Origin of the sequence: Lacrimispora amygdalina, assembly GCF_003432035.1 — a bacterium.
Classification (GTDB): domain Bacteria; phylum Bacillota; class Clostridia; order Lachnospirales; family Lachnospiraceae; genus Lacrimispora; species Lacrimispora amygdalina.
In genome coordinates, this window is sequence record NZ_QOHO01000072.1 from 84,482 (window position 1) to 97,035 (window position 12,554).

The 12,554-nt window shown below is 43.1% G+C and carries 8 protein-coding genes and 1 tRNA gene; 1 reads left to right on the forward strand and 8 read right to left on the reverse strand.

All coding sequences use genetic code 11. The features are described from left to right. Positions 1 to 185: 185 nt before the first annotated feature. The 5 genes from DS742_RS21695 to DS742_RS21715 all read right to left on the reverse strand — a co-directional run bounded on the left by DS742_RS21695 (position 186) and on the right by DS742_RS21715 (position 7,689). A complete protein-coding gene (locus tag DS742_RS21695; RefSeq protein ID WP_117419051.1) occupies positions 186 to 1,073 on the reverse strand; it encodes a DMT family transporter in 888 nt (295 codons plus the stop codon). Between the two features lie 76 nt (positions 1,074 to 1,149). Next, positions 1,150 to 2,208 (reverse strand): aldose epimerase family protein, encoded by a 1,059-nt coding sequence (locus DS742_RS21700; protein WP_117419052.1) that lies wholly within the window; start codon positions 2,206 to 2,208, stop codon positions 1,150 to 1,152. 66 nt (positions 2,209 to 2,274) lie between these two features. After that, positions 2,275 to 3,363 carry an aspartate-semialdehyde dehydrogenase gene (gene asd / locus DS742_RS21705; protein ID WP_117419053.1) on the reverse strand — a complete coding sequence of 363 codons (1,089 nt, stop codon included), beginning with the start codon at positions 3,361 to 3,363 and terminating at the stop codon, positions 2,275 to 2,277. A 160-nt stretch (positions 3,364 to 3,523) separates the two neighbouring features. After that, positions 3,524 to 5,758: a DNA gyrase/topoisomerase IV subunit A gene (locus DS742_RS21710; protein ID WP_117419054.1), complete on the reverse strand. Its 2,235-nt coding sequence runs from the start codon at positions 5,756 to 5,758 to the stop codon at positions 3,524 to 3,526. 11 nt (positions 5,759 to 5,769) lie between these two features. Then, positions 5,770 to 7,689 carry a DNA gyrase/topoisomerase IV subunit B gene (locus DS742_RS21715; protein WP_117419055.1) on the reverse strand — a complete coding sequence of 640 codons (1,920 nt, stop codon included), beginning with the start codon at positions 7,687 to 7,689 and terminating at the stop codon, positions 5,770 to 5,772. A 156-nt stretch (positions 7,690 to 7,845) separates the two neighbouring features. Between DS742_RS21715 and DS742_RS21720 the strand changes: the two genes are divergently transcribed. Continuing rightward, a tRNA-Gly gene (locus DS742_RS21720) sits at positions 7,846 to 7,916 on the forward strand. Between the two features lie 297 nt (positions 7,917 to 8,213). Here the strand turns inward: DS742_RS21720 and DS742_RS21725 are convergent. Genes DS742_RS21725 through DS742_RS21735 form a run of 3 tightly spaced genes read right to left on the reverse strand, consistent with a single transcriptional unit; the run spans position 8,214 to position 12,545 of the window. Continuing rightward, positions 8,214 to 9,530, reverse strand: coding sequence for an FAD-dependent oxidoreductase (locus DS742_RS21725; protein ID WP_117419056.1), 1,317 nt, complete (start codon positions 9,528 to 9,530; stop codon positions 8,214 to 8,216). A gap of 13 nt (positions 9,531 to 9,543) precedes the next feature. Continuing rightward, positions 9,544 to 10,569 (reverse strand): SGNH/GDSL hydrolase family protein, encoded by a 1,026-nt coding sequence (locus tag DS742_RS21730; protein ID WP_117419057.1) that lies wholly within the window; start codon positions 10,567 to 10,569, stop codon positions 9,544 to 9,546. Next, positions 10,566 to 12,545 carry a heparinase II/III domain-containing protein gene (locus DS742_RS21735; protein WP_117419058.1) on the reverse strand — a complete coding sequence of 660 codons (1,980 nt, stop codon included), beginning with the start codon at positions 12,543 to 12,545 and terminating at the stop codon, positions 10,566 to 10,568. The genes DS742_RS21730 and DS742_RS21735 overlap by 4 nt, the downstream gene beginning before the upstream one ends. Positions 12,546 to 12,554: the final 9 nt, after the last annotated feature.

Below are 12,554 nucleotides of genomic sequence, written 5' to 3' on the forward strand. Positions count from 1 at the left end.
AAATTTATGAATAGCAAATATTTCTGACAACTCTCACCAAAAGGCATATCAAAATTTATTATAACATTGATAAATTTTAATATCAATGGTACAATGGTTAACAATTTACTTAAAATTCTATTACATTAACGCAAAGGAGTGTTTTATCTTATGTCAGTACAAAAAGTAAAAACCCCCACTGAAACTTAATCAGCGGGAGTTCGTTTTCTGTATTCCGACAGGATAACAGACAGAAACAGTAAAGCGCAGCCTGTCAGCAATTTTAATGTTACCGGTTCTCCCAGCAAAAAGACGGAGAACAACAGGCCAAATACCGACTCAAAGGATAGAATAATGGAAGAAGTATTGGGGCTCAGATGCTTCTGCCCCATATTCTGAAGCAGGAAACAGATCATTGTGCTGAAAATACCAAGATAAAGAAGACTGGCAGCCATAGAATGATCTATTACAGACAGATCCAGTCTTCCCTCCAGAAATGGTGCAGCCACCCAGCTTAATCCTGCCGCAACAGCCATCTGCATCACTGTCAGTATAATGGGATCATGGGTTTCTGTATACCGGTCAACAAAGACGATGTGGAAGGCAAAAAATATCCCGCACACAAGAGTCAAAAGATCACCCACATTCACTCTTAAATCACCCTCCAGGGAAATGAACCCCAGTCCGATGACTGCCATAACTGCTGCTCCCACATTATTTTTTGCAGGTTTTTTCTTATTAAAAAGCCAATGTAAAAATGGGACGAGAATGACATATAACGTAGTTATAAAAGCATTTTTGCTGGCAGTTGTATATTTCAGTCCATAGGTCTGAAAGAAATAACTGATAAACAAAAAAAAGCCCAAAACTACTCCGCATAAAACATCTGCTTTTCCTGCTTTTCTTAACCGCTTCCAAAATACCGCAGCAAGTGCTGCAAACGCAATGGTAAATCGCAGTGCCAGCAGATAAGTTGGTGATATGACATCCACCGAATTTTTCATCACAACAAAGGCACTTCCCCATATAATTGTGGTGACAACCAGTCCCATGACTGAAAGAGTTTTTATTCCTTTTTCATTGGCTTTATTCATAAGTATGTAAAAATGTCCTTTCACAAGCGTACAGGGGCGCAGTAATCTGCGTCCCTGATTTCATATCAATTCTTTACTAGATTGTGGTGAATTTATAGATTGTAGTTGTCTGATATTCCTGCCCTGCCTTTAAAATGGGGGAAGGAAATGAAGGAGTGTTGACCGCATTAGGATAATACTGGGTTTCAAAACAGTAACAGCAGCGTTTGCTGTAAACCGCACCTCCCTTGCCAGGCATCTGGTCTGTTAAAAAGTTGGCCGTATAAAACTGCATTCCGGGAAGATCTGTGTACACTTCCATTCTGATTCCGGTCTTATCTGATTCAGCAGCTGCACATAACGCCAGTTCCTTTAACGGATGATTCAGCACCCAGTTGTGGTCATATCCGTTTCCGAAAACAAGTGCTTCATAATCTTTACTGATATCCTGTTCAATTGATTTCATGACAGTGAAATCCATGGGAGTGCCCTTTACCGGAGTCAATTCTCCTGTAGGAATCGAAATTTCATCCGCTCTTGTATAAGTATCGGCATCAATCCATACACGCTGCTTTAATGCACTTCCGCCATCATGTCCATCCAGGTTGAAATAACTATGGTTGGTAAAGTTTGCCACTGTATCCTCATCACAAATCATGTGGTAATCAATTTTCAAGCTGTCTTCGGGGGTCAGGGTATACGTTATGGTAATATTCGCATTGCCGGGATATCCCTGATCTCCATCAGGTGAAAACAGGGAAAAGCTCACACTGGTTCCAAATTCACTCTCCTCAGCCTCACTGTCCCACAGACGTGAATGGTAAAGGTCCGGACCGCTGTGTAAGTTATTGGTGCTGTTATTGGCTGCCAGCTTGTATTCCTTCCCATTAATCGTAAACTTTGCACCAGCAATGCGGTTGGCATTTCTTCCAATGGGAGCTCCGAAGTGAGGCGGGTTGAGCAGATAATCAGATACACGATCATACCCTAATACCACATCCGTCTCCTTTCCGTTCCGATCAGGCACATTCATGGTTACCCAGACTGCACCCAGATTTGTAAATGAAGCAGAGACTCTGTTTTCATTTACCAGTGTATATAAATACACCTCTCTGCCATCCGGCATGTTTCCCCAAAGTTCTTTTTTGTATGCCATCTTACTTCCTCCATATACCTATTTTATAAAGTCTCCCCCCTGGACAGAGAGAGCCTCATAATCCAGTTAATCTCTGGCTTTGATGTACCCTTTAGCAGTCAAAAGCTCTGCGCTGAGTACTGCGCCGCCGGCTGCCCCGCGAACGGTATTGTGGGACAAGCCGATAAATTTATAATCATACACAGAATCTGTTCTTAACCGGCCCACAGAAACTCCCATTCCGTTTTCAAAATCCACATCAAGGGCTACCTGGGGGCGGTTATCTTCTTCCAAATACTGAATGAACTGCTTTGGTGCACTTGGAAGATCAAGTTCCTGGGGAAGCCCCTTAAAGTTCACCAAGCGGTCTATTAACTCTTCTTTTGCAGGCTGCTTGCGGAATTTTACGAAAACTGCTGCAGTATGGCCATTAAGAACGGGAACACGGATGCACTGGCAGGTGATTACCGGTTCCTTCGCTTTTACAATCTCACCATTTTCCATGGTTCCCCATAAACGAAGCGGCTCCTGCTCGCTCTTTTCTTCCTCGCCGCCGATATAAGGAATAATGTTTCCTTCCATCTCCGGCCAGTCTTTAAAGGTCTTTCCTGCTCCTGAAATAGCCTGATAAGTGGTAGCTACCACCTCATAAGGTTCAAACTCTTTCCATGCAGTCAGCACCGGTGCATAGCTTTGAATGGAACAGTTGGGTTTTACTGCAATGAATCCACGCTCTGTACCCAGGCGCTTTCTCTGGTCTTTTATAATTTCAAAATGCTGGGGATTGATCTCAGGAATTACCATAGGCACATCAGGCGTCCATCTATGGGCGCTGTTATTGGAAACAACCGGTGTCTCGGTTTTGGCATAAGCTTCTTCTATGGCTTTAATCTCATCTTTCGTCATGTCAACTGCGCTGAATACAAAGTCCACACCTGCTGCGACTTTATCAACCTCATTCACATTCATGACTGTTAAGTGTTTCACTGCTTCCGGCATGGGAGTTGTCATCTTCCAACGGTCTCCAACTGCCTCTTCGTATGACTTTCCAGCTGAACGGGGGCTGGCTGCCACAGTCACCACCTCATACCATGGGTGATTCTCAAGCAGAGATATAAATCTCTGTCCAACCATACCGGTAGCTCCCAATATACCAACTCGCAACTTCTTTTCCATCGCTTTCTCCTCATTTCTTTTCATTTTGTAATACTATAATACGCTAAATTCCTAACTATCCTATAACAAAGTGAAAAAAAAATCAATATTTATTCGTCAGAAAAATACATTTGTACGCACCGGAAAGACATTTCTTGAAAATGTATGTTGCAGTAAAGCACTAAAGGCGAACCTTGCTGCCTTTTCCATCTCGTTTTCCTATTTTTAATCGGTTTAAATGTACTTCCTTTTCTTTGTATCGTATAACCGGTTCGTCTCCCGGCAGATAGACAGCTTCCAGACTCTCACCTGGAGAAAGTTTAATTCCTCTCACACCTCTGGCATTCTTTTTCATCTCAGGAATCTCCTCTGAAGAAAAACGCAGGAATACTCCGGAAGAGGTCTGAAGGACAGTATCTGTCTCTCCCTCGTATGGCAGCACACAAATCAGCACATCATCATCTAACAGCCTTGTTGCAGCTACTGTCCGGTTATTGGTTTCAAATTCTTCTCCAGGCACCATCTTAATCAAAGCCTGCCTGGTTGCAAACAGGAACTTCTTCCCTTTTAATCCGCCTGCATGGGATAAATAGATAATCTCTTCCTTTGTTCCGTCAAATTTACTTAAATTGTCAATGGGAGTTCCCTTATCCCGAAGCTTCCCTCCTGGCATATCCAATACTTTTATCTGGTGTAAATTCCCTGTATTGGTGAAGATACAGATCTTATCCGTATTCAGACAGTTTACCACAAAAGGATTCTCTGTTTCAATGGTTTCTTTGTTTCTGTCATAAGTATTTTTATCCAATACCTTACAGTATCCGAACCTGTCCATAACAAAGGTCACTTCTGAAACGGTTACGGCTGCTTCATCATAGACAGCTTCCTTTCCATCTTCAATCAGGGTTTTTCTTGGTGTGCCGTATTCTGCCTTAATATAATCCAGATCCTTTTTAATGACCTCATCCATGTTCTTTCTGCTTGAGAGGATCTTTTCATACTCCCTGATCTTTGCCAGAGTTTCCTTAAATTCCTTTTCCAGCTGAAGAATCTCTAAGCCGATCAGCTTATATAACCGCATTTCAAGAATCGCACTTGCCTGTTTTTCAGTAAAGCATAACTTTCTGGCGTCCTCTTCAAATCCCTTAGCCCGGAAAGATATGTTTGAAATATCACCTGTCATCAGGCAGTTTTTAGCATCTTTTAAGTTTTTCGAACCTCTTAATACCGCTATAATTAAATCGATAATATCGCAGGCCTTTATAAGTCCTTCCTTGATTTCTTTCTTTTCCAGCTCTTTATCCAGAAGAACCTTATATTTTCTGGTAGCATTGGCATACTGGAAGTCCAGATAATTTTTCAGAATTCCTTTTAAATTCAGGATCTCCGGGCGCCCATCTGCAATTGCAAGCATATTAACGCCATAGGTGTCTTCCAGCTTTGTCTTTTTATACAGGATATTACGTATTTTCTCTACATCGGCATCCTTACGAAGTTCCAGAACAATCCGGATTCCTTCTTTATTAGACTGATTGGAAATATCGATTACATCTGTAAGCTTTTTGTTTTCAACCAGGTCGGCAATATCCATAAGGAACTTATTAATCCCGGCTCCAATCATGGTATATGGAATCTCGGTAATGATCAGCTTGTCCTTATCTGCTTTTCGTTTTCCAAGCTCCACCTCTATTTTTCCCCGAAGCTTGATTTTCCCCATTCCGGTTTCATAAATAGCGGGAAGATCGCTCTTATTTGCTATAATACCGCCTGTTGGGAAATCAGGTCCCGGCAGGTATTCCATCAGCTCGGCTGTGGAAATATCCGGATTATCAATATATGCCTGAACTGCATCCACCACTTCTCCTAAATTATGAGGAGGAATGCTGGTGCTCATTCCAACTGCAATTCCCTCTGCCCCATTTATCAGCAGATTGGGGACTCTTACAGGAAGTACCTCCGGTTCTTTTTCCGTTTCATCATAGTTGGGAATAAACTCCACGGTTTTATCCAGATCTTTTAAATAAACCTCTTCGGCAAATTTTTCCAGCCTTGCCTCCGTATATCGCATGGCCGCTGCTCCGTCTCCTTCTATGGAACCAAAGTTTCCATGACCATTTACCAGCGGAACTCCTTTTTTAAATACCTGAGACATCACAACCAGCGTTTCGTAGATGGAACTGTCGCCGTGGGGGTGATATTTACCCATGGTATCGCCTACGATACGTGCTGATTTTCTGTGGGGCTTATCATGATTTAAATGCAGTTCGCTCATATCGTAAAGCACACGGCGCTGCACCGGTTTTAATCCGTCTCTCGCATCCGGGATAGCTCTTGCCGTAATGACACTCATGGAGTAGTTCATGTAGCTTTTCTGCATTTCCTCGGAATATTCTGTTTTAATAATTTTTTCTGCCATATTCCTTCTCCTTACGCATCAATCTCCGCTTCATCCGCATGCTCATAAATAAACTGCCGTCTTGGAAGTACATCACTTCCCATGAGCATTTCCGTTATTTCTGAGGCCATACGTGCATCTTCAATCTCCACCTGTTTCAAAACGCGGTGTTCCGGATCCAGAGTCGTCTCCCAAAGCTGCTCTGCATCCATCTCACCAAGACCTTTATAACGCTGAAGGGTAAACTCGCCGGTATGTGTTCTTCTGTAACGCTCCAATTCCTTTTCATCATAAAGGTACTGTTCTTCTCCGCGTTTCGGAATCACTTTAAACAGCGGCGGCATAGCAATGTAGACATGACCGTCGTAAATTAATTCCGGCATAAAACGATACAAAAAGGTTAACAGCAGGGTATCAATATGGCTGCCATCCACATCGGCATCCGTCATAAGAATAATTTTATCGTAACGAAGCTTTGTAATATCAAAGTCATTGCCATAGCCCTCAGAAAATCCGCATCCAAAAGTATTAATCATCGTCTTGATCTCGGCATTGGCCAACACCTTATCAATGGAGGCCTTTTCTACATTTAATATTTTACCGCGGATGGGCAGTATCGCCTGATACTGTCTGTTTCTGGCTGTCTTGGCAGAACCGCCCGCCGAATCTCCCTCAACAATGAATATTTCGCACCTGGATGCATCCCTGCTCTCGCAGTTAGCCAGTTTCCCGTTGCTGTCAAACGAAAATCTTGACTTGCTGAGCATATTTGTCTTGGCTTTTTCTTCCGCTTTACGGATCTTGGCTGACTTTTCCGCACAGCTTATAACGGATTTAAGCACTTCTAAGTTACGGTCAAAATACCGCTGCAGTTCATCTCCTGCAACCGTAAATACTGCCTTTGTGGCGTCCGCACTTGCAAGCTTTGTTTTTGTCTGTCCTTCAAAGATAGGATCGGGATGCTTAACTGCAATTACTGCCGTCAAGCCGTTTCTTGTATCTGCCCCGGTAAAATTGGTGTCCTTTTCTTTTAATATACCAAGTTCTCTGGCATAGCTGTTAATCAGCTGGGTAAAACGGGTTTTAAAACCAGCTAAATGGGTGCCGCCCTCCTGGGTAAAAATATTGTTGCAGAAACCAAGTATATTTTCCTCAAATGTATCTACAAACTGAATGGCAGCTTCCACTTCAACCTTATCAACAATTCCCTTAAAATACACCGGATCATGAACGGCTTCTTTTCCAGCGTTTAATTCCTTTACGTAAGCGACGATTCCTTCCGGCTCATAAAATTCCACCTTCTCCTCTTCTCCGGGTCTTTTGTTGGAATAAGAGATATGAAGATTGGGGTTTAAGTATGCCGTTTCGTGGAGACGGCTTTTCAGCCATTCTGCCTTGAAACGTATTTTTTCAAATATAGTCTCATCAGGAAGGAAATTGATTTCCGTTCCTGTCTCTCTGGTTTTTCCCAACGTGGGAAGCAGGCCATCCACCAGCTCCACCGTTGGTATGCCCCGCTCGTATTTGTCGTAATGAATCAGACCATCCTTATATACTTTGACACTCATGTAATCAGACAAGGCATTCACTACGGAAGAACCTACACCGTGAAGCCCTCCGCTGGTTTTGTACGCATCATTGTCAAACTTACCGCCGGCATGAAGTGTAGATAAAACCACTCGTTCCGCCGAAACACCTTTCTTATGCATCTCAACCGGAATTCCGCGGCCGGAGTCTTTAACTGTACAGGACCCGTCAGCCTCCAGTGTCACCCAGATCTGATTGCAGAAGCCAGCCAGATGCTCGTCCACTGCATTATCAACAATCTCATAAATCAGATGATTCAGTCCCTTTGTCCCAACACTTCCTATATACATTCCCGGACGTTTCCGTACCGCCTCAAGGCCTTCCAGCACGGTAATACTATCCGCATTATACTGCGTTTTCGCCATGTTACTCCTCCACATCTTGTATTATCAAATCCCATTATACAATGGTTTTTCCATTTTTGGCAAGTTCATGGGGAATTTTTTACCAATTTCCAGAAAAACCTATTGAAATAATCCAGTCTTTTGTGATATAATACGGAATGTGTCAAACAATAGCATGCAGATATAGTTCATTGGTAGAACATCAGCTTCCCAAGCTGAGGAGGCGGGTCCGATTCCCGTTATCTGCTTAAACCTTTGATTTACAAGGAAAAAGAGGACTTCCGGAATATTCTGGATTGTCTTCTTTTTTTCAGTTTGACACCACTTCAAGCGCACCAGTTAAGGAAGAATAGGCTTGAAATGCCTCTCCAGATATGCCATATTAGAAATACAAAAGGAACAACCGCCCCAATACAAGGGGTTGGCCTATAAAAAGATAGAAATCCCCCGGTACCGACCAAGTATAACAAGGGGGATTTTCTATTGCCTATTTATGGGACTTTATAAAACGCTGCTTATATAGGCTGAGACTTTATATTTAAGTCTTATGCAGGAAATTTTTGTTCCCTTAACCATTTTCTTAATATGTCAGTATCGATATCATCAAGGTCAATTCCTCCCGCTTTTATACCAAGTGCGGCAGCCGTGCCTGCCGCCTGTCCGGTAGCAAAACACGGACTCATAATCCGTATGGATGACATCATTGCCCGATCCGCACTGATGATCCGTCCTGCGACAGCTAAATTCTTAAGCCCTTGCGGGATTAAACAACGGTATGGAATTCCATAGCATTCGCCATTCTTATACTTGGAGGTCTGATAAAGTTTCTCATTCTTTCCGCTTTTTTCAGGCAGCGCTGCATGAATGTCGATTGGATAGGAATAGTAAGCAATTGCATCGGGAAAATCGGCTCTGTTTAAATAATCCTCTTTTGTTAGTGTATAGCCGCCCTTTATTCTTCTTGATTCCCGTATCCCAAGGCAGGGACCGCTGGAAGCCAGCACACATTTCTCCATTCCCGGGACGTATTCCCTTAAAAACGTTATGAGCTCTGGTAAGTTTCTTCTGGCTTCCATTTCAGCCTGGCTTTTGTTCCACGGGTCCAGAGGCTTCAAATCGTACACATGACCGAAATTTAAGCCTGCTATTCCATCTGCCTGTAAAGACATCCCCCCTACCTTCGTCTCATTTAACGGAAAACGTCCGTCTTTTTTTGCTTTTTCCGAAGCAACCGAAAGATTCCCGTTTTCCCCTTCTTTATCCACATATTCCATAAATCGTTTCACATCGATATTAGCCACACGGAAACAGAGTGTCCCTGACTGTACTCTGCCTTCCTCATCTCCATATTCCCATATTGCTCCTGCCATTGCAGCCAAATCCCCATCCCCGGTACAATCGATAAAATAGTCCGCCTGGATCCATTTATATCCCCCCTTGTTGTAGACTCTGACTTCTTCAATTTTTCCATCTTTAAATCTGGCTTCTGTGACTGTTGTATGAAACAGCACATCACAGCCGCTGTCCGTTACCAGATCATCCATGACCCGTTTTAAATGCTCCGGATCGATGGAATACCAGTCTATTCCCTCTATGCGGTCTGGCTTCCGGTCATAAAAGGGACTTTTATATCCGTCTTTTTTTAACTCCTCTAAAATTTCCCGTCCAATACCTCCAATTAAATCCTGTTCCCCATTTGTAAAAGGACCAAATGCGGGTACACCGGCCAACGTTGCCATACCGCCCAGATAGGCTTCCTGCTCAATTAATAACGTATTACAGCCATTTCTGGAGGCTGCTATGGCCGCTGCCACACCTGACGGACCTCCTCCTGCCACGATTACATCATACTGCTCTTTCATTTTAAAAAACTCCTTATCTCTTTCCTGTCAATTGGTCTGCCAGGTTCGCCCCCATACGTATATGACCGTTATCAGAAGGGTGAAGCAGATCCGTGCTCAAATAGGTGAAATCCTTTAATATCTCTTCTCCTTTAATCAGATGAAATCTATGATCTCCCACTTTTAATGCCGCCTGACTTACAATTTCCTTAAAACTGCGGTAATGCCGATAGTAGGTAGAATCCTGATCCAGTGCGATGAGTCCTTTGTTGGGAAACATATCAATTACAAAAATATCTCTGGCCGGGCTTTTCTTTAAAGTCTCCAAAAGATATCCCACCCGTTTACTGGTTTCTTCCTCCTCAAAAAACAGTACCATATTCACACCAATTTCCACAGAAAGTACATCTGCAGTAAGCTCTGCCAGATAGTCAGCTACTTCCTTCTCGCATAAACAGGAGCCAGAAAGACCTTTGTTGATCACATCCCAGCCCGCTGTCACCGCTGCCTGGTTTATGTAACTGTTAGAATACAGGTTCGTTACACTGCCGCATGTAATGGAGGATCCATAAGCAGCCCATAAAACAGCTGGTTTTTCATCCTTATTCGGAGGTCTTAAGGTGCTTTCATAAGTGTCAATGTAGTGGAAATAGACGGCCCCATTCATTCCGAACTGAATCCGCCAGATCCATGGAGCAAATTGTTTTCCTGTCAGCATATCTTTACTTACAATCTCATAGACAGGAGGTTCCTCCACATGAAGTACGGTGCATACCCCGGCCTTTAGTACTTCTTTTTTATGGAGTAAGTCCCCTTTGTAAATGAGCACATCAATATCCTGCTCCACTGCTGTCAGCGCAACATCAAAGTATTTGGACTCCGTTGCAAACCGCAGCTCACAGCCATGGACCCTGTCTGCCCGGAATCTGGCGTTCCTGTTTTCCGCCACTCCCAGGCTTCGGCTTAAATCGCGGGGAAAGCGGCAAAGCTTCTTTCCTCCCATTCCTTCCACTTCTTCCAAATGATCCACATTGTGAAACTCGATGCCATAGTCAATCATACGAATAATTTCCTTTCTCTTCCGTCTGCCTCCTTTACATGAATCATCATACTTCCATTTAATGCTTCAAAAGACACAGCGCCCACTTTGCAGGCACCATCGCTGCTGGTAATTACATGAGCAAACATCGCCTCTCCACCAAAAGAGCGCTCAATCCTGTAGTTAATATCCGATATCGAAGGATTATCCGGACCTTTTGCGCTATATACAGTCTGACCAAATCCATAACCAAATATATGAGTCGTCACTTCCCCATCCTGATAAGCAGTTACGATCGGACTGTCTGATTTGATCTCTTTAATGGAATGAAGATGCCTATATGGTTTTTTTACCGAAAAACCTTCCGCTGGCCGTCCGTTAAACGCTAAAATATTCTCTCCCGAAACATGCATAACCCAGTCAATGGCTAAATCAGGATCTGCTCCTGTTACCAGAAAAACTTCTGCAAAATAATCATCCGTCCAGGCAATTTTTCTTGTCATTTTAACAGATCTGTAATGTTCTTCCTTCCACTGAACAATGGTATAGCTGTCAGGCATGGTATAAGGAGCGGTCCAGTCTGCTTGTGCTTCTGCATAAATTACCCCATCCAGTTCCTCATACCGCTTTAAGACCGCGTTTACCGGTGCCTGATTTTCTTCCCCGATCATCACGGTGTTGTGAGACCCTGTATTTTTATAATAATCGTAATGCAGTAAGGCACCATATCCGGTGGTACCAAGGTCGGGGGAGATCCGCTTTCCATAAGCCAGATAACTGATGTCCAGCCGGTCGTAATGATCGTGCTCCCCGCCATAGCTGTCATGCTTAAACAGCAGATACCGGCCATTGGCACCTCTTAAAATGGTATTACCGCTGAGTCCTTCTTCTACATGATAATTTTCAGACAAATGGACGCATGGGGTTAACTCATCCACACCATAGATAAAAGCTTCCACATTGTCCCGCTTCTCGTTTTTATATAATTCGTTTAAAATATACAGCAGTTTCTCCCCTCCGATCTCACGATAGGCAAACTCATAGAGATAGAGACTGGAAGATGTATGTCCGTAGTTTGTATCATTTAACATTGGAATCCGGAATCCCGGCTCTAAATAATCCACTAATAACTCCATCATAGCCTTATAATTGGGATGACTGATATGGCTGTGCGGAGTATGCAGCGCAAACTTTTCATATGCAAAAAAACTGGTTAACGCATAAAAATGGTAACCAAATGCCCCTTCAAACCACATATGGTTCTGAAGCATTCCATGTTCCAGCTGATAAAGAAGGCCATACGGCTCATAAACGGCAAATTTAACATACGAATCCATATGAAAAATCAGCCCGATAATGGCTATGGCAGAATTAATAATTACCTCATGATTATGCAGCTGATTATGGCGATGCTCCATGAGAAATTCTGCACCTGGAAGCAGCATGCCATCCCGGATAAAAGTCTGCTCTGCCTTCGTCATTACATCGGATAAAAGGTCATAGGTCATAGCAAAGCTTCTGAGAAAATTGGCCTCATCAAGAGTCTGAGCCCCTGATTTTCCAGGACCATTGTAAGGGATATCTCCATGTACCTCATAATCTTTGTAATATTTGGAATATTCTGTCATAATGGAGATTGCCTTTTTTGCATAAGTTTCCTCTTTGGTAACGAGGTATAAGAGTCCCATTTTAAATGCAGTGGTATAATTTCTGGAGTTTATGATTCCCCACCAGGTACTGTCATAAGGCTCCCCTGTAAAAGCCTGACCACAGGCCGGGCATTTATGGTAATGCCCGTTCATTCTGTTAAATTCCAGCTGAACCGAGCATTTGGGACAGTAATAATAGAGAAACCAGTTTGCTATTCCGGTCTTGGGAACAAGAACCGGCTCTGCCATTACCTCACTTACTTCCTCTTTTAACTGACTGATTGCTTCAGGCCAAAGTTCCCTTTTCTTTTGCAGCTGCGTAATTTGTGCTTTTGTAAACTGAATCATGGTATCCCT

Bases quoted from the DNA above. Each gene is read 5' to 3' on its own strand.
- DS742_RS21735 (WP_117419058.1), bottom strand. From the start codon at position 12,545: ATGATTCAGTTTACAAAAGCACAAATTACGCAGCTGCAAAAGAAAAGG.
- DS742_RS21700 (WP_117419052.1), bottom strand. From the start codon at position 2,208: ATGGCATACAAAAAAGAACTTTGGGGAAACATGCCGGATGGCAGAGAG.
- DS742_RS21715 (WP_117419055.1), bottom strand. From the start codon at position 7,689: ATGGCGAAAACGCAGTATAATGCGGATAGTATTACCGTGCTGGAAGGC.
- DS742_RS21725 (WP_117419056.1), bottom strand. From the start codon at position 9,530: ATGAAAGAGCAGTATGATGTAATCGTGGCAGGAGGAGGTCCGTCAGGT.
- asd (WP_117419053.1), bottom strand. From the start codon at position 3,363: ATGGAAAAGAAGTTGCGAGTTGGTATATTGGGAGCTACCGGTATGGTT.
- DS742_RS21730 (WP_117419057.1), bottom strand. From the start codon at position 10,569: ATGATTGACTATGGCATCGAGTTTCACAATGTGGATCATTTGGAAGAA.
- DS742_RS21710 (WP_117419054.1), bottom strand. From the start codon at position 5,758: ATGGCAGAAAAAATTATTAAAACAGAATATTCCGAGGAAATGCAGAAA.
- DS742_RS21695 (WP_117419051.1), bottom strand. From the start codon at position 1,073: ATGAATAAAGCCAATGAAAAAGGAATAAAAACTCTTTCAGTCATGGGA.